The following is a 21,663-nucleotide window of genomic DNA, read 5'->3' on the forward strand; positions in this document are numbered from 1 at the left end:
GCGGGATCAGCCTCACCCGCGAGCCGCAGGGACGGCGCCACGCCCTGTTGGCCATCGCGCTGTCCATTGCCTTGACCATCGTCTGGGGCGTCGTCCTCGGCGCCCTGCTCAAGTGGTGGGCCAGCAACACCGCGTGACCCAGCCCAGCGGCATACGGCCTATTGGGAGTAGGTGGACAGGAAACGCTCGAGCCGTCCGACGGCGTCCTCGAGCTCCTCGATCCTGGGCAGGAAGACGATCCGGAAGTGGTCGTGGGTGGGCCAGTTGAAGCCGGTGCCGTGCACGACGAGCAGCTTCTCCTCGCTCAGCAGGTCGAACGCGAACCGCTCGTCGTCGCGGATCCGGTGCACCTTCGGGTCGAGCCGCGGGAAGAGGTAAAGAGCCCCCGCCGGCTTGGTGCACGAGACGCCCGGGATCTGGTTGAGCAGCTCCCACGCCCGGTCGCGCTGCTCGAGCAGGCGCCCGCCCGGGAGGATCAGCTCGTTGATCGACTGGTAGCCGCCGAGGGCAACCTGGATCGCGTGCTGGGCCGGCACATTGGCGCACAGGCGCATGTTGGCCAGGATCTCGAGGCCCTCAATGTAGTTGCGCGCGTGCTCCTTGGGCCCGGTCAGCGCGAGCCAGCCCGCCCGGAAGCCCGCCACCCGGTAAGCCTTGGAGAGGCCGTTGAACGTGAGGCAGAACAGATCAGGGGCGAGCGCTGCGATCGACGTGTGCTTCGCGTCCTCGTAGAGGATCTTGTCGTAGATCTCGTCCGCCATGATGATCAGCTGGTGCTTGCGGGCGAGCTCCGCGATCGCCGCCAGCACCTCGGTCGGGTAGACGGCTCCGGTCGGGTTGTTGGGGTTGATGACGACGATGGCCTTGGTGCGGTCGGTGATCTTGCTCGCGATGTCGTCGAGGTCGGGCGCCCAGTCGGCCTCTTCGTCGCACCTGTAGTGGACGGGCGTGCCGCCCGAGAGCGAGGCGGCAGCGGTCCACAGCGGGTAGTCCGGCGCGGGGATGAGCACCTCGTCCCCGTTGTCGAGCAGCCCCTGCATCGCCATGACGATGAGCTCGCTGACACCGTTGCCGAGGTAGATGTCCTCGATGTCGACGCGGGGGAAGTCGCGGACCTGATAGTGCTGCGCGATGGCCCGTCGGGCGCTGACGATGCCCTTGCTGTCGCTGTAGCCCTGCGCGGTCGGCAAGGCCTGGATGACGTCGACGAGGATGTCCTCGGGCGCCTCGAAACCGAACGGCGCCGGGTTGCCGATGTTGAGCTTGAGGATGCGATGCCCCTCGTCCTCCAGTCGTTTCGCCTCGGCGAGCACTGGTCCGCGGATCTCGTAGCAGACCGTGGCGAGCTTCTTCGACTGGGTGACCAAACGCATGTCGTACAGGTTCTCAGGTGGTCGTCCCAGCGGCGCCGTGATTCTCGTCATGTGGCCTTGGCGCGTGGCAGGGGCACAAGCGGTGGCCGTATGCCGCTGAGCTCGCCGGGTGCCTCCGTGCAGTCTCAGGGCCGTCTCAAAGCCGTCTCAGAGCCGTCTCAGTGCAGCAGGCACGCCAGCGAGTTCGCTGCGCTCGTGGCAGTCAGCCGGACGCCGATGTCACCGCTCGGCGGGCTGATGCGTGCCGTCAGCTCCCGGCCGTCCTCAAACGCGGACAGGACGGCCGTACCGCCCTCCGGCGACCCCCGCTGCCAGCCGAAGGCCCGGAGCCACGTCTCGATGTCGTCAACGGATGGCCCGGTGAGCGGACCCCACGTGAGCTCGGCCCAGCCCTCGTCGGTGATCCCGCACGGTGGCCGCGAGCTCGAACCGAGCGGCGGGAACTGCTGCTCGACGTCGTCGATCCGGGACATCATCGCCTCGTGGGCCGCGACGTCGTCCTCGGCGATCCTGGCCGTCACGGCCCAGACCGCGAAGGCGACCAGCGCGAGGACCGGCAGCGCCAGGAGGAGCCAGCCACGGCGGGCGCGTCGCCTCGGGACGTCGGTTGCCGTCGTCGCCCAACCCGAACCGGCTCCCGGGAAGCCCGATCCAGGCTCGGAGGGCGAGGGTCGCGGGCGCACGCGGCCATCATTCCGCACAGGCCCGGGGGTCAGGGGCCGGTTGAGGTCGAGGATTCCCGACCACTCGACCCGTCGCGCCCACCGCCCGCCGCGCATCGCCAGGACGACCGCGGCGACGACGGCGATGGGGACGCCGATCGCCGTCGTGGTCAGGCCGAGGCTGTAGCCATCGGGAAGTTGGGCGAAGCACAGGATCGTCACCGCCACCGGCAGCCAGCGCTCGAGCCCGTGAGAGAGTGATCCGGCGCCGAGGGTGGCGGCGAGCAGGGGCAGGGCCCAGAGGAAGTACCAGCCGAGGAAGACCGGCGCGAGGACGATCACGGCGAGGAGGGCCCAGCCGGCCCCCCGCACCACCCGGGCGCGCTCAGCCTCGACGACGTCGACGCCGTTTGCCTCCATGCGCTCGACCGCCCCGCCCGGCTTCGCGGCCCCGAGCCAGACGAGCACGAGGATGACCGCTAGCACGAGGAGACCGACGACGCGTGCGACGGAGATGCCGGAGTCGCGCCACTCGGGTCGGCCGAGGACGTGGCCGACAGCGCCGACAGCCATCCCCACGCCGGTCGGCAGGGAGGTCCACTGCTCGTTCCGGCCGGCCGTGCCGGCTGGATTGAGCCAGGCGAAGCCCAGGCCGGACGCCCGGCTGACGAGCGCCATCAGGAGTGCCGCGGTCACACCGGTGAGCGCCAGGCCGGACAGCACCTCTCGCGGCCGGAGAGGCACCCGCCACGGCTCGGTGAGGTCGCTGGCGTCGTCCACCCCCAGCCGGGCGGCGGTCAGCCGGCGGGCCCAGATGAGGGCGATGAAGGGCAGCGCGATCACCGCCGTGACCTTGACCATGGCGCCCAGAGCCACGACGAGGACGGCGCGGACGAGCAGGCCGCGCAAGGCCAAGGCGAAACCCGCGACGACAGCAGCCACCATGACGGCGTCGTTGTGGGCACCACTGACATAGTGCGCCCCGACGAGCGGGGCCGCCACGGCCAGCCACGCGGCGGTGCGCTGGGACGTGCCGACGCGGCGGGCCACGTCCGAGACCGCCCACGCCATGACGACGACCCCGAGGACGGCGGCGATCCTGAGCAGGAGCAGGGCCAGCCAGAGCCGGTCGCCTGCGACGGTGGCCGCTCCCCGGGCCATGAGCAGCCAGACCGGTCCGTACGGTGCCGGCGTGTCGAGCCAGGTCGGGGCGGTCGACTCCCTCCAGTCCGACGCCAGGTCGCGCACGCCATGCTCGTAGGGGCTGAGGCCCTCACCCCACAGCGCGCCCTGCGCGGCATAGGAGTAGAGGTCTCGGCTGTAGAGCGGGACCGACGCGAGCAACGGCGCGAACCACAGGGCCGCCGTCACCCACCACCACCGCTCCGTCAGGGGCGCCGTCCGCAGCCGCCACCACGCGAGGAGGAGCACGGCCATGGCCAGGATCGAGATCGTGGCCGCAAGGGGCGATCCGCCCGTCTCGGCGGAGAGCGAGAGGCCGGGCCAGAGAATCCGTGTGTGCAGCTCGGGTCTCGAGCCGGATCCCCAGGACGACGCCGCGAGCGCGACCGCCGCAGCGACGCCGACGAGGCGCCACGCAGTGGGCTCCCGAATGGATGACCGCTCTGGCGCCTCACCCATGGGTGACCGGCTCGTCACCCCACGCGAGGAGTCGCCAGCCGGCATCGGGGTCACCGTCGAGCGTCAGGACCAGGGTGTTGTCGAGCCGTCGCCCCTCGAGCCACGTCGGGTCGAGACCGGCTGTGGCCGCGACCCAGACCCGCATCGCCGCTCCATGGCTCACCGCGACGGCCGACTCGTGACCGTCGCCCGCGATCCGCCGGATCGCCGCTTCGTAGCGGGCCATGAAGCCGATGCCCGAGTCCCCGCCCGGGATGGCGTGCTCGGGATCCTCGCGCCACCGCTTGACGGTATCGACGAACGGCCCCCATTCCGTCGACATCTCGTAGTCCCCGGCCTGGATCTCGCGCAGCCCCGGAAGGACGACGACCCGAAGGCCCAGTGCTCTGGCCAGCGGCGCCGCCGTCTGCTGGGCGCGAACGAGGTCGGAGGTGTAGATCGCGCCGAGGTCCTCCGTGGCGAGCCGCTCCGCGAGCGCCCTGGCCTGTTGTCTTCCCGTGTCCGTCAGGTCCAGTCCGGGGACGGCCGTGTCGAGCTGGCGGGCGACGTTGGCATGGGTCTCGCCGTGCCGGACGAGGAAGAGCCGCATGTCACTGTTCCTTGTCGGTGACGCCAGTGAGGCACTGGACCGTGGCCGGGTCGACGTCCTGGTCGGAGTAGAAGCTGGGCGCCTCCACCGGCACGGTCTCGCCGGCCGGGACGCGAAGGTCGAGCTCGTGGACGGTGAGCAGCTTCTCGTCGGCCGACGAGACGAGAGAGATCGCGACGGTGACGTCGAGCTCCTCCCCCGTGTCGTTGGCGAGGGTCCCCCGATAGCTCCACACGCCGCCCGTCTGGTCGCAGGAGGTCGTCGTCAGCAGCTCGCCCAGGTCGAAGAGTCCGCCGGTCCCCGCGGCCGTGGTGCTCACCGTCTCCGGTTCGGTCCGAAGGGGAGTGATCGTCGGCTGGATGGCGACGCTGACGGTGCCTCCATCAGTCGGCGCCTGCTCGGGCTGAGCGCAGCCGGCCGCCCCGAGGAGCGTGGCGGCTGCGAGACCGAGCCCAGCGGCATACGTCATCGGCGTGCGCACGTGGCCATTCTGCCCTGTGCCGACGCACCAAACTCATCGTCAGGCGGGCAGGAGGACGCGCGCCGCAAAACCCGCGGCGATGATGACCAGTCCGGCGGCCAGGGCCACGTTGTCGGCGAGGCGCCACGGCGCATCGGACGCCCACGTGCGGCGGCGAGCCTCGGCGAAGCCGCGGGCGTCCATGGCCAGGGCCAGGGTCGCGGCCTGGCCGAGCGCACCGATGAGCAGGCCGCCGGTCACGACGACGGCCTCGCGGAACCTCGCGACGACTCCGCGGTCGGCACGGATCCCACGCACGCGCCTGGTCCTCATCAGGTCATACCAGAGGGCGTCGAAGGCCTGAACCCGCTGGAGGGCCGCCGTGGCGGCGACGACGGGCCGCGGTGGGAGACGGAGCCGCTGGGCGAGCTGGTCGCCAAGGCGTTCGGGGTCGATGTAGCCGATGACGAACGCCGAGGGCACGACGAGGCACAGGACCCGAAGCGCTGCGCCTGCGGCGACCTCGACGTCGCGGCCGCCGAGCAGCCACGCGGACCACGTGACCCCGACGACCGCCAGGCCAGCGGGGGCGAGACGGGCCAGGACGCGGCGGATCCGGCCAACGGGCCGGCGCCCCGGACCGGGCGCGACGAGGGCGAGGAGTCCGAGGACCACCTCGACCCCGAGCACCGCGAGGCCCTGGCGCCACGTGTCGAGGAGGGCAGGCAGCGGAAGAACGCTGAGGCCGACCGCGAGGAGGGCCAGTGGTCCTGCCCGGGCAACGAGCGGCCTGCGCTCCGGTTCGGCGGGAGCGGGTCGGGGCGCGGGTGCGCTGAGTCGGAGGGTCCGGTCCGACCGTTCGATCGCGCCGTCGTCGTGGGTCGTCACGACGAGTGCCGCTCCCTCGTCGCGCGCCGCCTCGAGCACCCCCACGACGGCCGCCCACGTCAGCCGGTCCTGCCCGACGGTGGGCTCGTCCGCGAGGACGAGTGCCGGGGCATGGACGATCGTCGAGGCGACGGCGAGGCGCCGCTGCTCACCACCGGACAGGTGCCGGGGATCGACGTCGGCGACACTGCTGAGGCCGAGGGCTGCGAGGACCTCGTCGGCGCGTTGCTCGCTCAGCTGCGGGTCCAGGTCGAGCGCCCGCGAAGTCGTCAGGACGTCGTCGCGGACCGTGCGCCCGACCAGGGCCGACGCTGCTCGCTGCGGCACCCAGGCGACGACCCGGGCGAGGTCGGTGGAGAACCACTCGTGCGGCGGGGTCACCTTGTGTCGCGCCGTCGCCTCGTCACCGGAACCGGCCCGGGTGAGGGGCAGCGCGAAATCGACCCGGCCCGACGACGGTGCCGTCAGACCGCCGAGCGCTCCCATGAGCGACGTCTTGCCGGAACCGCTCGGGCCGACGAGCGCGAGAGTCCGGCCGGCCTGTACCTCGAGGTCGACATCCTGGACCGCCGTGGTCGTGCGGCTCTCGGCGCCGAGGCGGCGCGAGCGGTGCTCCACCGTGACGTCCCGCGCCGCGACGACGACGCCGGCGGGGTCGATGCTGCCCGCGGCGGTGCCAGAGCCCTCGGGCCAGGCGGTGAGGCGCAGGTCGAGAGGGTCGGGATCATCTACTCCGGGCACCCAGATCCCTTCGGCCACAAGTTGTTTCCCGTGAGTACTGAGCACGACGGCCGGCGCGTCGTCGGCGATGACGGCTCCCCCGGCATCGAGGACGACGAGCCGGTCGACGAGGTCGACCCAGCCGGTCAGGCGGTGCTCGACGACGACGAGCGTGAGGCTGCGGCGACGGGTCACCTCGTCGACGAGGTCGCGGACCGTGCTGGCCGTGAGGGCGTCGAGCATCGCCGTCGGCTCGTCGAGCAGGAGCACGCTCGGCTCCATGGCGAGCGCTCCGGCGAGCGCCAGCCGCTGGGACTCACCACCGCTCAGCGTCGTCGGGGCGCTCTCGGAGTCCATCGTGAGCCCGACCTCGGCCAAGGTGGAGGCGACCCGCGGTGGCATCTCACCTCGGGGCACCTCGATGTTCTCCAGGCCGAAGGCGACGTCGCGCCCGATCGTCGAGGCGACCACGCCGGCTCCGGGGTCCTGGAGGACGAGGCCGACCGCTCCGGGCTGGTCCTGCGGGGCTCGGCCATCGATCGTCACCGTCCCGGACAAGTCACCGGAGTCGGCGGTGAGGAGCAGCCCGGCGATGCCCCGGAGGAGCGTCGACTTGCCGGAGCCACTGGGCCCGGCGAGCAGGACCCGCTCGCCGGGCGCGATGGTCAGGTCGAGCGCGGCGAGGACCGGCCGGCTCCGGCCGTAGGGCCGCCAGGTGAGGCCGCTGACCGTGACCTCCCCGGCGTGACCTTCCCCGGCGTGCACCTCCGCGCGTTTGAGGTATTCGGCCGCGGGTTCCATCGGCGTGTTCACCTCAAAGGGATTGGGATCGGGCATGGCGCATCAGCACCATCAGACCGCGTGGCGCTCCCTCGCCTCCTGCCCCGGCGGGAAGGCGTTGAGGGCGCCGGCCTGCGCGAGCACCCACGTCAGGGCGACCGCGAGGAGCGAGCCGAAGATCGCGACGGCCCCGCCAAGGAGGAACAGGTAGGCCCACTTGTAGCCCATCCCCCAGTCCTGCCAGTACGAGTACCACTCGTAGACCGCCTCGAACGCGCCCCCGAGGAAGCCGCCGAGGAGCAGCGGTCCCCAGCGGAAGGTCGCATATCCGAAGGCCGCGAAGCCGAGCTCGACGCCGAGGCCCTGGACGAGGCCCGAGACGAGCGTCGTGAGCCCCCACTGGGTGCCGATGAGGGCGGACACGGTCGCTGCGAGCAGCTCCGTGAAGACGGCCGCACCCGGGCGCCGGATGATGAGCATGCCGACGATCCCGGCCACGAGCCAGGGCCAGGCGAAGAGCGCTCCGAGCGGCGGGAACCCGGCGGAGACGGCGTTCGACGGCGCCTCGTAGGCCAGGCCCCAGGCCCAGTAGGCGACGCCGAACGCGACGCCGAGGAAGGCGCAGGTGAGCAGGTCGATGGTCCGCCACCGAGAGAGCTGGCCGGACGCGCGGATCTCGGTGGGCTGTGTGACCGAGGTGGACATGGTCATGGTGTGTGACTCCCGTGGTTTCCGAAAAGGGTGGACACCTCGGGGAGGGCACCCAGCGGCATACGTCATCGAAGTGACGAGCCACGTGGGTGTCCTGAGAATTACCGACTTCCTTCGCCGGTGCTAACCGGAGCAGGTTCGAGGGTCTGCGGCCTCACGCTGTCGTGGGCACGCACTCTCAGCGCTTCTGCGCTCCCCTGTCGTGAAAAAGGGTGGTGCTGTTCAGTTGTCCTGACGACTCTACCTCCACCGCCATGGGTACAGTCACTGCATGGCGAAGGCGGCGAACGAACCGACGCAGCAGGACGAGCCCAAGCGCTCAGCACTGGGCGGAATGGTGTGGGGGCTGTTCAGCATCGGAACCACGGTCGTGGCGACGAAGCTCGCGACCAGCGTGGCCTCGAAGGGCTGGAAGCTCGCGACCGGCAAGTCGGCTCCGGTGAAGGGCGACTACGACAACGAGAAGACGCGAGACGTCGTCGCCTACACGGCACTCTCGAGCATGATCCTGGCCACCACCAAGGTGGCGGCCGAGCGGAAGGCCGCCGAGTACTACCGCCAGTCGACCGGCCATCTCCCCAAGGCACTCGTGCACACGAGGCTGACCCGCGAGGAGAAGAAGCAGCACAAAAAGCTCGCGAAGGCCATGGCCAAGGCCGAGCGGAAGGCCAAGAAGCTCACGAGCTGAGCCTGCGTCGTCCTTGTCAGGCCGTATGCCGCTGGGCTGGCCCGCCTGCGTAGAGTCTTGGTAGCGGTAGGACTGATGGATGTTTCGGGAGCTTGACGATCTCGCCGACTCGACGTGGGCGCTGGCCGTGCTGGCCGCCAGCGCGGAGTGCGGCCTGCTTGCCTCGATAAGCGCACCAGCGACTGCCGAGGAGGCCTCTGAGCAAGCCGGTATGTCAGTGGATCTTGCGCGACGGATGCTCGACGTCCTGGTCGCTCTCGATTTCGCTCACCGGCCGGGCGACGAGTACGTCGCCGCCGAGGCTGTACGACCGATGCTCACGCCGGACGGGCTGCTACAGCTGCGGGCGGACCTTCGAACCACGTTCCTGCAGAGCCGCGACCTCGTGGATCGCGCCGAACGGCATACGCTGGCTCCGGGCTGGGTCCACACTGACCCCCATGTGCTGCATGCACAGGGCGACTCGGGCCGTGCGGCCGCACTGGTGTCGGCGTCATCGCGATTGAGATGTGTCACGCCTACCCGCAGCTGCGGGTGGTCGGCCTCGAGCCGGCCCAGGCGCCACGTCGCGAGGCCATCGAACGGGTCGCCGACGCAGGCCTCTCAGACCGTATCGACATCCGCGCGCAAGCCCTCGAGGCCCTGACCGACGTGGAGTGCTTCGACCTCGCCTACGTTCCGCAGGTGTTCCTCCCCGATGAGGCTTTCCCTAGCGGCATCCCTTTGGTGTGGCGGGCTCTGCGCCCGGGTGGCTGGGTGACCCTCCCCGTCATCAGCGCGCCCGGCAACGACCTCGGTGCGGCGCTCGCGCGGCTGCGGAACACGCTGTGGGGTGGGGGTGCCCGCTTCGCCGACGAGGTCGCCGAGGCGATCACGCGTGCCGGGTTCATCGACGTCCAGGTCCGTCACGTCGGTAGGACGGGATCAGCGATCGCGGGACGCCGACCGTAACGCATAACAGCCGACCGGGCGCCCGCACCAGGATCAGTGATCGCCAACCCGGACCAGCCCGGTCTCGTAGGCGAGGACGACCATCTGGACCCGATCGCGGAGTCCGAGCTTGGCCAGGATGCGCCCGATGTGCGTCTTCACCGTGGCCTCCGCCACGAACAGGGAACTGGCGATCTCCGTGTTGTTGAGGCCGCGCCCGACTGCCAGGAGGACCTCGTGCTCGCGCTCGGTGAGGACCTCGAGCCGGGAACGATCGTCGTCCGACGCCGGCGACTCGATGAGCGGCAGGAACCGGTCGAGCAGCCGACGGGTAGGCCCGGGCGCGACGACCGCGTCCCCAGTGTGCACCGCGCGGATCGCCGCGAGCAGCTCCGACGGTCCGGCGTCCTTGAGCAGGAAGCCCGCGGCGCCCGCCCGCAGCGCGGCGTAGACGTACTCGTCGAGGTCGAAGGTCGTGAGGACGAGGACCTTCGGCACCGGACGGTGGGGTGTGCCGCGCGCCACGATCCGTCTCGTCGCCTCGATCCCGTCGAGCCGTGGCATCCGGATGTCCATGAGCACGACATCGACACCGCGACCGGGAAGAGCGTCGAGCGCGGCCTGCCCGTCTCCCAGCTCGGCGACCACCTCGATGTCCGGCTCCGCGTCGAGGACCATCCGGAAGCCGGCCCGGACGAGGGCCTGGTCGTCGACGATCATCACGCGGATCCGGTCAGTCACCGCGGCTCCTTCCGTGCTGCCCAGTAGTCCGTCTGTGAATCCGTCGGCGCCGGTCTGTCGCTCGGCGCCGGTCTGTCGCTCGGCACGGGTCTGTCGCTCGGCACCGGCAGCGTCGCACGGACCTCCCAGCCACCGCCCGAACCGGGCCCGGCCGTGAGCACGCCGCCGTGGAACAACACTCGCTCCCGCATCCCGGGGAGGCCGTGCCCGAGCCCGTCGTCAGGAGAGGCAGCTCCGATCCCGTCGTCCGCGACGGTGATCCGGAGGGCGCCGGGAATCCGCTCGACGGCGACCTCCGCAGCGGCTCCGGGACCCGCGTGCTTCATGACATTGGTCAGCCCCTCCTGGACGACGCGGTACGCGGCCAGGCCCACGCCGACCGGGACCGCGCTGCTTTGATCCAGCCGATCCAGCTCGTCCCGCAACGTCACCCGGACGCCTGCCGCACGCACCCGCTCGACAAGCTCGCCGAGCTGCTCGAGGCCACCCGCCGGGGCCAGCTCGGCCCCCGAGGTGGGGTCACGCAGCACTCCGACGAGCCGCCGGGTCTCTGACAGCGCGTCCCGGGCGGTGGCACCGATCGTCTTGAGGGCGGCCACGGACTGAGGCGCCGTGTCCCGAGGACTGCGCTCAGCGGCATACGCCGCCCCGTCTGCCTGGACGACGATGACGGACAGTGCGTGCGCGACGACGTCGTGCATCTCCCGCGCGATGGCCGCCCGCTCCTCCTGAGCGGCGAGCTGCAGCTCCCGCTCCCGCTCGCGCTCCACCCGCTCCGCCCGCTCGCGAAGGTCTGCCATGCGCTGGAGGCGGGTGCGTTTGAGGTCCCCGAGCATCCATGCCGAGAGCGCAGCAGTCGCGCAGGCGATCGTCGTCGCCACGAGGGCGGTCCCGCTGGCGAACTCTCCGTTGACGCTGGTGAACCGGAGCCCGGCGACCACGGACCCGATCGCCGCCACGCCCAGCCCGGACAGACGCACCCAGCGTCGGGACTCGTAAGCGGCGAGCGAGTAGATCGCGACGAGGAAGGCGACGTCGCCCGGAAGGACGTTGCTCACCGGGATGACGCGGAGTGCAAGGGCGAGGCTGACCGCGGCGAACGCGAGGGCAGGCCGTGTCCGCCGCACGGCCAGGGTGAGGAAGAGCAGACCGAGAAGAGCCCAGTAACCGGGCAGCGAGCCCGTGTAGGGGAGGGAGTTCAGCAGCGCCAGCACCAGGGCGAGCGGGAGGTCGAGGAGCCACGGCCGACGCTGGAACCAGTCGTAGACGGAGCCCTCCTTCACGCCTCGAGCCTAAATGGCCCGGTGGGGCGGCACGTCAGACCAGGGACTGACACCGGCGATCCGCGCGTACCCCTTCCGGCGGACGCACCGAGATGATGTGCTTGGACCGGTAGATGTCGACCGTCTCGAGGAGGACCGGATCCATGAAGGCAGCCGTCGGAGACCGAATCACCATGGCGGCCGAGCACGTCGACGGACGCGTCCGTGAGGGCACGATCCGCGAGGTGCACGGCGAGGGTGGGGCCCCGCCCTACCTCGTCGAGTGGTCGGACGGACACACGGGTCTCATCCACCCCGGCCCCGGGTCCGTCCTCAAGTGCGAGTCGGCGGAGGCCGGCAACTCCAAGACGTGACGAACGCCAGGGACCAAAGTCCCTTCTGTCCGGATGGGGTGTGCGGCGCAGGATGCGAGTAGGCGGGACCCCTCGTCAGCCTGCGCCATGAGGCAGGGCCCGCCGTGCAACAGCTGGAGAGTGCCATGACTGCCTCGGAGACCACTACCCCCCGCCCGCTCGTCCTCGAGTTCCACGAGGGCGATCGCACGATGGCCGAACTGCTGGGCGGCAAGGGCGCCGGGTTGGCCGAGATGACCCGTCTGGGGCTGCCCGTCCCACCCGGCTTCATCGTCACGACGGACGCCTGCCGCGCCTTCCTCGCCGCCGGTGGCGACCCCGAGGGGCTGTGGGACCAGGTTGATGCCGCCCTGGCCGAGCTCGAGCAGCGCTCCGGCCTCGCACTCGGCGACCCGGAACGACCCCTGCTCGTGTCGGTCCGGTCGGGGGCGAAGTTCTCCATGCCGGGCATGATGGAGACCGTCCTCAACATCGGGCTCAACGACGAGGTCGTCGCCGCCCTGGCTGAGCGCGGGGAGGACCACTTCGCCTGGGACAGCTACCGGCGCCTCGGCCAGATGTACGGACGCACCGTCCTCGGCGTCGAGGGCTCCCGTTTCGACGACCTGCTGACTCAGGCCCGCGCCGACGCCGGAGTCGCCACCGACGCGGAGCTCGACGTGGCACACCTGCAGCGCCTCGCCGCCGACTTCAGGGCGCTCATCGTCGAGGAGACCGGCAAGGAGCTGCCGCAGGATGCGCGCGTCCAGCTGCGCGAGGCGGTCCGCGCGGTCTTCCGCTCCTGGAACGGCGAGCGAGCCCGCCTCTACCGGGCCCATGAGGGCATCCCCGACGACCTCGGGACGGCTGTCAACGTCGTCCAGATGGTCTTCGGCAACCGCGGCGAGCGCTCCGGCAGCGGGGTCTGCTTCACGCGCAACCCGGTGACCGGCGAGGCCGGCCCCTTCGGCGACTACCTACCGGATGCCCAGGGTGAGGACGTCGTCAGCGGGGTCCGCAGCCCGATGGACCTCTCGGAGCTGCACCGGCGCGACCCGGACATCCACGCGGAGCTGTCTCGGCACCTCGAGGCGCTGGAGCGGCACTACCGCGACCTCTGCGACGTGGAGTTCACCGTGGAGCGCGGCCGCCTCTGGATCCTGCAGACCCGGGTCGGCAAGCGCAGCCCGGCCGCGGCCTTCCGCATTGCGGCCGAGCTCACCGACGAGGGCGTCATCGAGCTCGACGAAGCCCTCACCCGGGTGAACGGCCACCAGCTGACGACCCTGCTCCACCCCACGTTCGGGGTGGGCGAGGCCGCCCCGCTGGCGACCGGCCTCGCGGCCAGCCCCGGAGCGGCCGTTGGACAGCTCGTCTTCGACGCCGCCACGGCGATGGAGTGGGCCGCCCTCGGTCGCGACGTCGTGCTGGCCCGTCCGGAGACGAGCCCCGACGACTTCGGCGGGATGCTTGCCGCGAAGGCGATCATCACCTCGCGCGGCGGGCTCACCTCGCACGCCGCAGTCGTGGCCCGCGGCCTCGGCAAGACCGCCGTGACCGGGATCGAGGTCATGACCGCCGACCCTGCAGCTCGGGTGGCCACCTTCAACGGTGACCACGTCCTCCGTGAGGGGACCGTCGTCTCGGTGGACGGCAGCTCTGGCGAGCTCTTCGAGGGCAGCCGCGAGATCCAGGCGAGCGTCGTCGCGACCGCGATCCAACAGGCCTCATCCGACGATCCGACGGCCCGGGCCGTGCTGCGCCTGCTGGAGCACGCCGACAAGACCCGGACCATGGGCGTCCGGGCCAACGCCGAGACCCCCGAGGAGGCCCGGGCGGCCCGCCGATTCGGCGCGGAGGGCATCGGCCTGTGCCGCACCGAGCACATGCTCATGGGTCCACGTCGGCAGCTCGTCGAGCGCGTCGTGACCGACGAGGACGCTGCTGGAGCCCTGGCGGAGATCGAGGCCACGGCCCTGGACGAGTTCACCACGCTCCTGACGGTGATGGAAGGCCTGCCGGTCGTCGTCCGGCTGCTCGACCCGCCCCTGCACGAGTTCCTCCCTGACCTCGTCGACCTGTCCGTCGACGCGGCCGTCGCCGCCGCCAAGGGCGAGGCCGTCGACCCGGTGGCCGAGAAGCGGCTCGCGGCGGTCCGTCGGCTGCACGAGGCCAACCCGATGCTCGGGCTGCGGGGCGTCCGGCTGCTCCTCGTTCACCCCGAGGTCGCCGAGGTCCAGATGCGGGCTCTCGCCGAGGCCGTCGCCCGGCTCGTCGAGCAGGGCCGGAACGTCCGTCCCGAGGTCATGTTGCCGCTCGTCGCCGACGTCGCCGAGCTGACTGCCGCCCGCGAACGGCTCGAGGCCGTCATCGCCGAGGTCGGCGCCCAGCACGGTCGGACCCTCGACATCCCTGTCGGCGTCATGATCGAGCTGCCGCGCGCCGCGCTCACCGCGGGAGAGCTGGCCGCCCACGCGGACTTCTTCTCCTTCGGCACGAACGACCTGACGCAGACCACGTGGGGCATCTCGCGGGACGACGCCGAGGCGAGCTTCCTCGCCCTCTACCGCGAGCAGGGCCTCATCGCCAGCGACCCGTTCGAGACGCTCGACGAGGTGGGCGTCGGGGCGCTCGTCCGGGAGGCCGTGGAGAAGGGCCGCAGCACCAGGCCGGACCTCGAGCTCGGGGTCTGTGGGGAGCACGCCGGCGACCCCACCTCGATCGGGTTCTTCGCCGCGGCCGGCATCGACTACCTGTCCTGCTCGCCGCCGCGGGTCCCCGTGGCCCGGCTCGAGGCGGGCCGGCAGGCCGTCCTCACGGCCGGCGCGCATCCCACCTCCGACACGAGGTGATCACAAGACGATGCCGTATGCCGCTGGGCGGGCTTGCGTGGCAAGCCCGCCCAGCGCTGTGCTTGAGTGCGTGACCACTCAGCCGGTCAGTTGACTGGCGGACCGTGCTGCTCGCGGTGGGTCGCGGCGTAGACAGCGGCCTGGGTGCGGGTCTCCATGCCCATCTTGCTGAGGACCGACGAGACGTAGTTCTTCACTGTCTTCTCGGCGAGGCGGAGGCGGTCGCCGATCTGGCGGTTCGTCATGCCGTCGGCGACGAGGTCGAGGATGCGGCGCTCGACCGGTGAGAGCGACTTGAGCCGCGGATCCGTCTCCTCGTGGGACGCCCAGCGCTCGCGCAGCGCCTTCGCGTGTGGATGGTCCGAAAGGTCCTCACCCGCGGCGACGCGGCGGATGGCGGCGACGATCCCCTCGCCGCTCAGCTGTTTGAGCAGGTAGCCGGACGCTCCCGCGAGCACGGACGACACGAGTGCCTGGTCGTCGTCGTAGGAGGTCAACATGAGGGCCCGGATCCGGGGGTCCACCGAGCGGATCTCGCGACACACCTCGATGCCGGACCCGTCCGGGAGGCGCACGTCGAGCACGGCGACATCGGGCAGGAGCGCGGGGATGCGGCGGGCCGCCTCCCGTGCCGAGCCGGACTCGCCGACGACCTCCATGTCCGGACTGCCCTCGACGAGCTCACGCAGGCCCCGCCGGACGATCTCGTGGTCGTCCAGCAGGTAGACCCTGATGGGCTGTCTGCCGGCATCTTCCATCGACGTCGCCTCGCTCATCTCGCTCCCCTGGTCATTCTCTTGAGTCGATCTTCGGGATGTGCCAGTGCAGCGCAGTGCCACCGGATCGGCCGGGACGGATCTCCAACGTGCCTCCGTGCGCCGTGGCGCGGTTCCGCAGGTTGACCAGACCGCTGCGGGCCTCGGCCGGGTCGAAGCCGATCCCGTCGTCCATGACGTCGACCGACAGACCGCCCACGCTGCCCATGCCGTCGACGCGGACCGTCGCTGAGCGGGCGTGGGCGTGCCGCGCCACGTTGGCCAGTCCCTCGCGGACGACGGCGATGACGTCCGCGCGAAGCTGCTCGGACAGCGGCGCCAGCCCCCGCGAGACGGTCACGTCGGGCGCGAAACCCAGGCTCACGGCATACGACTCCGCGATGGCCCGCAGGTTGCCGAGGAGACTCTCACCGGCGTCCTCCGTGTGCAGCTCGAAGATCGCCTGGCGGATCTGCCGGATGGCCCGGTCAAGGTCGTCGACCGCCTTGCTGAGGCGAGTGCGGACGACTGGGTGCTGGGCCAGCGGCACCGCGGACTGGAGGGAGAGTCCGGTGGCGAACAGCTGCTGGATGACGTTGTCGTGCATCTCGCGCGCGATCCGCTCGCGCTCCTCGAGCAACGCCACCCGTCCCCGGTCCGCGTGCGCCTGGGCGGCGAGGATGGCGACACCGGCCTGCACCGCATAGGTCGTCTGCAGCGGCAGGGCGTCCCGCGCGGTCGACTCCTTGTGCCGCTCCCAGCCCGTGATGAGGACGCCGATGCCGCGCGGACCGGTGCCGAGCGGCACGACGGCCACTGCAGTCGTGGCAGCGAGGCCAAGGACGGCGCGAGCCTCCTCCGCCGGCTTGGCGCGGGGATCGGCCGGCCCACCGGGCACGTGCAGCACCGGCAGGCGCGACTCGAGCAGCTCTTCCCACTGGTGGCCGCCGAGGATGGCTCCCGACGGCTCGCCCGACGATGGCACGCTCGACGCCGGGCCCCGGTCGATGGCCCGGATCTCGAATCGCCCCGCGGCATCGACGACAGCCACGGCCGTGACGAGGGCGCCACTGAGGTCGCGCACCTGCGCGGCCATGAGCGCGACCGAGGGGTCCTCGGACTCCGACTCGAGCAGGGACTGGACCAGCTCGCTCGTGGCTGCGGACCACTGCTGCCGGATCTCGCTCTGGGCCAGCAGGCGGGCGTTCTCGAGCGCGGAGCCGGCGGCACTGGCGAGCGACACGAGCAAAGCCTCGTCATCGCTCGTGAAGTCGCCACCATCGACCTTCTCGGCGACGTAGATGTTGCCGAAGATCCGGTCGCGGATCCGGATGGGCGCGCCGAGCAGGCTCCGCATCGGGGGATGGTTCGGGGGGAATCCCACCGACTGGGGATGCGTCGTCAGGTCGTGCAGGCGCAGGGGCCGGGGGTCGGTGAGGAGCAGGCCGAGCACCCCGTGTCCCGTGGGCGGCGGTCCGATGGCCGCAGCCTGCTCGGGGGTGATCCCGTGCGTGTGGAAACCGGACAGGGACCGTCTGTCCGGTCCAAGCACCCCGAGCGCGCCGTACCGGGCGCCGAGGAGCTCGCAGGCGCCGGACACGATCCGGGAGAGCACTTCCGAGAGCTCGAGGTCGGCGCTCAACGGCATGATGGCATCGACGAGGGAGCCGAGCCGGCCGTCGACGACCTGCTCGCGCGACACCGCGGCCGATTCCATGTCCCGATCGTATGCGCGGGCGTCGCATTCGGGCCGTTTCGTCGCAGGGCAGCGGGATCGGGACCTTCGGCCCTCCCCGCCCGTCAGCCGCTTTGCTGTGCTGGTTCCGTCGGTTCAGGATCCAAGGAGGCCACCATGCGCGCACGAGTCGGAGACCGCATCATTCTCGCTGCCGAGCACATCGACGAAGCCACGAGGGACGGCGAGATCCTGGAGATCCGCGGCGCCGAGGGTGCACCGCCCTACATGGTGCGGTGGTCGGATGGCCACACTGGACTGATCTATCCCGGGCCGGGTGCCGTGCTGAGGATCGGCGCTGCACCCGGGGCGCCCATCCCGGCGTCGGTGCCCGTGACAGCGCACCACCACGGTCCCGAGATGGGCCACGTCCGCGAATGGAATGTCCGAGTGTCGATCTTCGAGTCGGGTGACGAAACGAGCGCCAACGTCGTGCTCATCGCGGACTCACCGGATCCCGTCAGCGCGAGAGGCACCGCACACCGGTCATCCCGCGACCAAGGAGTGCCCGAGATCGGCGACGAGGTCGCCGTGGCCCGCGCGCTGCGGCACCTGGCCGACAAGCTCATGGAGACGGCCGAGACAGACGTCTCGGTGATGACAGGCGAAGAGGCCCATATCAAGGCCATCTGAGCCGGGGCCGCGCGACGTCACCTCGGCGAGGGCTTCAGGGCTCGTAAGACCTCACGAGTGGGACGCCGGCGCGGTACGACAGGTGCAGGTGGCTCGGACCGTTGACCACCGCGAGCTCGGCGGGCTCGCCGACCGCGAGACGCCGGTCCAGGCCGAGCGACCTGCCCGACGTGGCCGTCGAGGCGTACAGCGCCTCGGCGGGCGTCATCCCCATCTCCCGCACGGCCAGGGCGATGGCGAAGGGGATCGACGACGAGTAGCAGGTGCCGGGGTTGCAGTCCGAGGCCAGGGCGACATCGACCCCGGCGTCGATGAGTCGGCGGGCGTCCGGATAGGGCGACCGCGTCGAGAACTCGACGCCCGGCAGCAGCGTCGCCACCGTCGTGCCGCGGGCCGCCGCGAGCGCCTCGACGTCGTCGTCGGTGAGGTACGTGCAGTGGTCGACGCTCGCCGCGCCGAGCTCGCAGGCGAGTTGCACCCCGGGACCGTGGCCGAGTTGGTTGCCGTGGACACGGAGCGCGAGGCCACGCTCCCGGCCCGCTGTGAGGATGGTGCGCGCCTCGTCCTCGTCGAACGCGTGCTTCGCGTGGGGTTCACAGAACACGTCGACGTATGCCGCTGGGCTCGCTTCCAGCCCATCGGCGAGGAGGGCGTCGAGCATGGGTCCCGTGACGAGGTCGACGTAGTCCGCCCGGCGGTCGGCGTACTCCGGCGGGACCACGTGGGCGCCGAGGAAGGTCGTGTGGGGCGTGAACTCGCGCGCGATCCGCAGGGAGCGGAGCTCGTCCTCGAGGGTGAGCCCGTAGCCGCTCTTGATCTCGACCGTTGTCGTGCCCTGGGCCCGCATCTCTGCGACGCGGCCCGCCACCAGGGCGCGCAGCTCGTCGTCCGTCGCAGCGCGGGTCGCCGCCACCGAGACCGCGATGCCGCCGCCGTCGTACGGCGTCCCCGTCATCCGGGCCGCGAACTCGGCTGAGCGGTCACCGGCGAAGACGAGGTGAGTGTGGGAGTCGACGAAGCCGGGGATGACGGCGCGACCGCCGAGGTCACGGCGGTCGTCCGCGTCGGGAGCGTCCGCCGCCGGGCCAACCCATTCGATGACCTTCTTCCCACCGGCATTCCCATCGACGCTGTCTCCGACGACCAGTGCCGCGTCGCGGATGATCCCGAGGAGTCGGTCGCCCGGGTCGGCCTGATCCTCCCGCCGGGCCGGGTCGTTGGTGACGAGCTCGGCGATCCCCGTGAGGAGCGTGCTCACGCGCCGACCGCCGCGCCGACGACGCGCTCGATCGACGACCCGAGCAGGCGGCCGACGTCGCCGAGTCGGTGCTGGCCGTCACGGACGACGATGTCGCCCCCGACGACGACGGTCGACACGTCGGACGCGACACACGAGTACATGATCTGGTCCGGGGCAGAGCCGGCGGTGTTGACCGTGTCGGTCCGCACCGTGACGAAGTCGGCGAGCGCCCCCTTGGACAGGTGCCCCCCGTCAGACCAGCCGAGCGCGCGGTAGCCGTTGAAGGACGCCGCCTGGAGCAGGTCGGCGGGCGTGAACCGGTCCCGCTCGTTGGTCACGAGCCGCTCGTGCATCTCGACGCCGCGCAGCTCCTCGAAGGGGTCGATGACGACGTGCTGGTCAGATCCGAGGGAGAGCGGAGTGCCCGCGTCGTGGAGCGCGCGGCCGGGTCCGATACCGTCGGCGAGATCCCGCTCGGTCGTGGGGCAGAAACAGGCTCCCGTCCCCGTGCCACCGAGGAGCTCGATGTCGCGGTCCGTCAGGTGGGTGGCGTGAATGCTCGTCAGGTTGTGGCCGAGCGCGCCTGCCTCGTCGAGCAGCTCCGTGGGGGTGCAGCCGTAGTACATCTGGCAGGCCATGTTCTCGCCGGGCTGCTCGGACAGGTGGACGTGGAGCGGCATGTTGCCCGCGGCCTCGACGACCTTGGGCAGGTCCTCCTTGCGAACCGCCCGGATCGAGTGGATCGCAGCGCCGAGGCGCACCCGGTCGTTCTCGGCCCGGCGGGCCAGCATCCGCTCCGCCCAGGCGTCGACGGAGCCGTCGCTGAACCGCAGCTGTCCGGGATGCAGGTCGACGTAGCCGCCGCCGTTGAGGCCGCCCTCGAGGTAGCACGTGTCGAGCAGGGTCATCCGGATGCCGGCCTCGTCCGCCGCCTGGCGCACGGCGAGACCCATCGCGTTGGGATCGCGGAACTTCTTGCCGCCGGGCCGGTGGTGCACGTAGTGGAACTCACCGACGAGGGTGAAGCCCGCGAGCACCATCTCCGCGAACACCGCGCGGGCGAGCGCGAGATAGGTGTCCGGGTTGAGCTGGGCGGCGACCTGGTACATCTGCTCGCGCCAGTTCCAGAAGTTGCCGCCACCGCCGTTGACCCGTCCCCGGAGGGCGCGGTGGAAGGCGTGGCTGTGCGTGTTGGCCATTCCGGGCAGCGTGATGCCCTCGAGGATGACGTCGCTGGGCTCCGGCTCAGCGTCGACGAATACCTCCTTGAAGAGGCCCCCCGAGACGACGAGCCGGACTCGCTTCGCGAATCCACCTGTCAGGAAAGCGCTCTCGCACCAGAAAGCGGTCATGCGTCAAGATCCTCCGTCCGGGTCCCTAGGTCTCGATGGTCCGACGTGCACAGCTCAGTGACGACTGCGGTGAGGGCCGCGACCCCGCGGTGGCAGTCCTCGGGCTCCGCGAACTCGGCCGGTGAGTGCGAGACCCCCGTCGGGTTGCGGACGAAGAGCATCGCGGTCGGGATCCCATGGGTGGCGAGGATGCCCGCGTCGTGCCCCGCTCCGGTCCCGAGCAGGGGCGCGTCAGGCAGTGTGCCGGTCAGACGGCTCACGAGGCCGGCGTCGAAGCGTGTCGTCGGGGTCCAGGACTCCTCCTCGTGTGTCCCGCCGAGCTCGTCCGCAGCACCCAGGACGCCCGCCACGGTGGCGCGCACCGCGCGCTCCGCGGGACCACGAGCGTCCAGCCACGCGGTCACGTGACTCGGGATGGCGTTGACCCCTCCCGGCTCGACCCGCACCTTGCCGACGGTGGCCACGCAACCCAGCTCAGCGGCATACGACCTCGCTTGTTGGACGATGGTCGCGAGGCCGAGCATGGCGTCGCGACGATCCTCGAGGCGGGTCGTTCCGGCATGGTTGGCCTCGCCCGGGATCTCGATGCGCCACCGGCCGTGCGGCCAGATGTCCGTCCCGATGGCGACCGCACGGGTCGCGTCGCTGCGGTCGCCGGGCGCCGATCCGTCAGGCTCGAGCGCGAGCGCCCTGCCCTGCTCGACATGCAGCTCGACGAAGGCGTGGACCCGTCGGAGCGCCTCCTCGTCGGGGCCGAGCCCCAAGGGGTCGCGGCCCGCGGCGCGCCAGGCCTCGGCCATCGTGATGCCGTCGGCGTCGGTGAGGCCGCGGGCGCGGTCGGCGCTCAGGGCGCCGGTGATGATGCGGGAGCCGGCGCAGGCGATCCCGAAGCGGGCACCCTCCTCGTCGACGAAGTTGACGACTCCAACCGGGCGGCTCGGAGTGACGCCGGCTGCGCGGAGGGCGTCGACCGTGGCGAGGGCGCTGACGACGCCGAGCGGACCGTCGAAGGCGCCCCCGTCCGGCACCGAGTCGAGGTGGCTGCCCATGACGATCCCGGGCGTCGTGTCCGGATTACCCCACCAGGCCCACTGGTTGCCGGCCCGGTCCTCGGTGAGTGCGAGACCGCGATCCGCGCACTCCCCCGCGAACCATTCGCGCAGGTCGTGGTCGGTGCGGGTCCAGGCGAAGCGCCGGTAGCCCCCGGTGGCGCCGTCCCGCCCGATGGGCGCCAGAGCCGCCCACATCGGGTCGAACCCGGTCGTCGTCATCGACTGCACCCCCTCAACTTAGGCTGT

Annotated in this window: 17 protein-coding genes, 1 pseudogene and 1 riboswitch; of the genes and pseudogenes, 5 read left to right on the plus strand and 13 right to left on the minus strand. The window is 71.3% G+C overall.

Annotation, left to right across the window (positions count from 1 at the left end; genetic code table 11):
• Positions 1-158 precede the first annotated feature (158 nt).
• The 6 genes from VIR15_RS06790 to VIR15_RS06815 all read right to left on the minus strand — a co-directional run bounded on the left by VIR15_RS06790 (position 159) and on the right by VIR15_RS06815 (position 7,818).
• Positions 159-1,373 carry a pyridoxal phosphate-dependent aminotransferase gene (locus VIR15_RS06790; protein ID WP_331926711.1) on the minus strand — a complete coding sequence of 405 codons (1,215 nt, stop codon included), beginning with the start codon at positions 1,371-1,373 and terminating at the stop codon, positions 159-161.
• A 158-nt stretch (positions 1,374-1,531) separates the two neighbouring features.
• Positions 1,532-3,676: a polyprenol phosphomannose-dependent alpha 1,6 mannosyltransferase MptB gene (gene mptB / locus VIR15_RS06795; protein ID WP_331926712.1), complete on the minus strand. Its 2,145-nt coding sequence runs from the start codon at positions 3,674-3,676 to the stop codon at positions 1,532-1,534.
• Positions 3,669-4,265, minus strand: a complete 597-nt coding sequence (locus tag VIR15_RS06800) for a histidine phosphatase family protein (protein ID WP_331926713.1) — start codon at positions 4,263-4,265, stop codon at positions 3,669-3,671. The genes mptB and VIR15_RS06800 overlap by 8 nt, the downstream gene beginning before the upstream one ends.
• A 1-nt stretch (position 4,266) precedes the next feature.
• Positions 4,267-4,746 carry a hypothetical protein gene (locus VIR15_RS06805; protein ID WP_331926714.1) on the minus strand — a complete coding sequence of 160 codons (480 nt, stop codon included), beginning with the start codon at positions 4,744-4,746 and terminating at the stop codon, positions 4,267-4,269.
• A gap of 39 nt (positions 4,747-4,785) precedes the next feature.
• Positions 4,786-7,170, minus strand: a complete 2,385-nt coding sequence (locus VIR15_RS06810) for an ATP-binding cassette domain-containing protein (protein WP_331926715.1) — start codon at positions 7,168-7,170, stop codon at positions 4,786-4,788.
• A gap of 15 nt (positions 7,171-7,185) precedes the next feature.
• Positions 7,186-7,818, minus strand: coding sequence for an ECF transporter S component (locus VIR15_RS06815; RefSeq protein WP_331926716.1), 633 nt, complete (start codon positions 7,816-7,818; stop codon positions 7,186-7,188).
• A gap of 98 nt (positions 7,819-7,916) precedes the next feature.
• Positions 7,917-8,033: riboswitch (TPP riboswitch) on the minus strand.
• A gap of 62 nt (positions 8,034-8,095) precedes the next feature.
• Here VIR15_RS06815 and VIR15_RS06820 point away from each other — a divergent pair.
• On the plus strand, positions 8,096-8,512 hold the full coding sequence (locus tag VIR15_RS06820) for a DUF4235 domain-containing protein (protein ID WP_331926717.1): 417 nt from the start codon (positions 8,096-8,098) through the stop codon (positions 8,510-8,512).
• A 492-nt stretch (positions 8,513-9,004) separates the two neighbouring features.
• A pseudogene (locus VIR15_RS06825) lies at positions 9,005-9,463 on the plus strand (SAM-dependent methyltransferase); the annotation flags it as partial.
• A 33-nt stretch (positions 9,464-9,496) separates the two neighbouring features.
• On the opposite strand, the gene VIR15_RS06830 reads toward VIR15_RS06825, so the two are convergent.
• Together VIR15_RS06830 and VIR15_RS06835 are read right to left on the minus strand one after the other, a co-directional pair.
• Positions 9,497-10,162 (minus strand): response regulator transcription factor, encoded by a 666-nt coding sequence (locus tag VIR15_RS06830; protein WP_414654938.1) that lies wholly within the window; start codon positions 10,160-10,162, stop codon positions 9,497-9,499.
• 17 nt (positions 10,163-10,179) lie between these two features.
• A complete protein-coding gene (locus VIR15_RS06835) occupies positions 10,180-11,466 on the minus strand; it encodes a sensor histidine kinase (RefSeq protein ID WP_331926719.1) in 1,287 nt (428 codons plus the stop codon).
• A 143-nt stretch (positions 11,467-11,609) separates the two neighbouring features.
• Between VIR15_RS06835 and VIR15_RS06840 the strand changes: the two genes are divergently transcribed.
• Positions 11,610-11,819, plus strand: a complete 210-nt coding sequence (locus tag VIR15_RS06840) for a DUF1918 domain-containing protein (RefSeq protein ID WP_331926720.1) — start codon at positions 11,610-11,612, stop codon at positions 11,817-11,819.
• A 125-nt stretch (positions 11,820-11,944) separates the two neighbouring features.
• Positions 11,945-14,650: a pyruvate, phosphate dikinase gene (ppdK, locus tag VIR15_RS06845; RefSeq protein WP_331926721.1), complete on the plus strand. Its 2,706-nt coding sequence runs from the start codon at positions 11,945-11,947 to the stop codon at positions 14,648-14,650.
• Positions 14,651-14,736: 86 nt separating this feature from the next.
• On the opposite strand, the gene VIR15_RS06850 is transcribed toward ppdK, so the two are convergent.
• Both VIR15_RS06850 and VIR15_RS06855 read right to left on the minus strand, forming a co-directional pair.
• Entirely contained in the window at positions 14,737-15,426 is a 690-nt protein-coding gene (locus tag VIR15_RS06850) for a response regulator (RefSeq protein WP_331926722.1), read from the minus strand.
• Positions 15,427-15,439: 13 nt separating this feature from the next.
• Positions 15,440-17,122: a GAF domain-containing sensor histidine kinase gene (locus VIR15_RS06855; RefSeq protein ID WP_331926723.1), complete on the minus strand. Its 1,683-nt coding sequence runs from the start codon at positions 17,120-17,122 to the stop codon at positions 15,440-15,442.
• Positions 17,123-17,257: 135 nt separating this feature from the next.
• Between VIR15_RS06855 and VIR15_RS06860 the strand changes: the two genes are divergently transcribed.
• Positions 17,258-17,773 (plus strand): dsRBD fold-containing protein, encoded by a 516-nt coding sequence (locus tag VIR15_RS06860; RefSeq protein ID WP_331926724.1) that lies wholly within the window; start codon positions 17,258-17,260, stop codon positions 17,771-17,773.
• A gap of 34 nt (positions 17,774-17,807) precedes the next feature.
• Here VIR15_RS06860 and hutI read toward each other — a convergent pair whose 3' ends face one another.
• The 3 genes from hutI to VIR15_RS06875 are packed head-to-tail and all read right to left on the minus strand — an operon-like array spanning position 17,808 to position 21,636.
• Positions 17,808-19,031: an imidazolonepropionase gene (gene hutI / locus VIR15_RS06865; protein WP_331926725.1), complete on the minus strand. Its 1,224-nt coding sequence runs from the start codon at positions 19,029-19,031 to the stop codon at positions 17,808-17,810.
• Positions 19,028-20,365, minus strand: a complete 1,338-nt coding sequence (locus tag VIR15_RS06870) for a formimidoylglutamate deiminase (RefSeq protein ID WP_331926726.1) — start codon at positions 20,363-20,365, stop codon at positions 19,028-19,030. The genes hutI and VIR15_RS06870 overlap by 4 nt, the downstream gene beginning before the upstream one ends.
• A complete protein-coding gene (locus tag VIR15_RS06875; RefSeq protein WP_331926727.1) occupies positions 20,362-21,636 on the minus strand; it encodes an allantoate amidohydrolase in 1,275 nt (424 codons plus the stop codon). Before VIR15_RS06875 ends, VIR15_RS06870 begins: the two co-directional genes overlap by 4 nt.
• Positions 21,637-21,663 lie beyond the last annotated feature (27 nt).

Origin of the sequence: Intrasporangium sp., assembly GCF_036566125.1 — a bacterium.
Taxonomy (GTDB): domain Bacteria; phylum Actinomycetota; class Actinomycetes; order Actinomycetales; family Dermatophilaceae; genus Intrasporangium.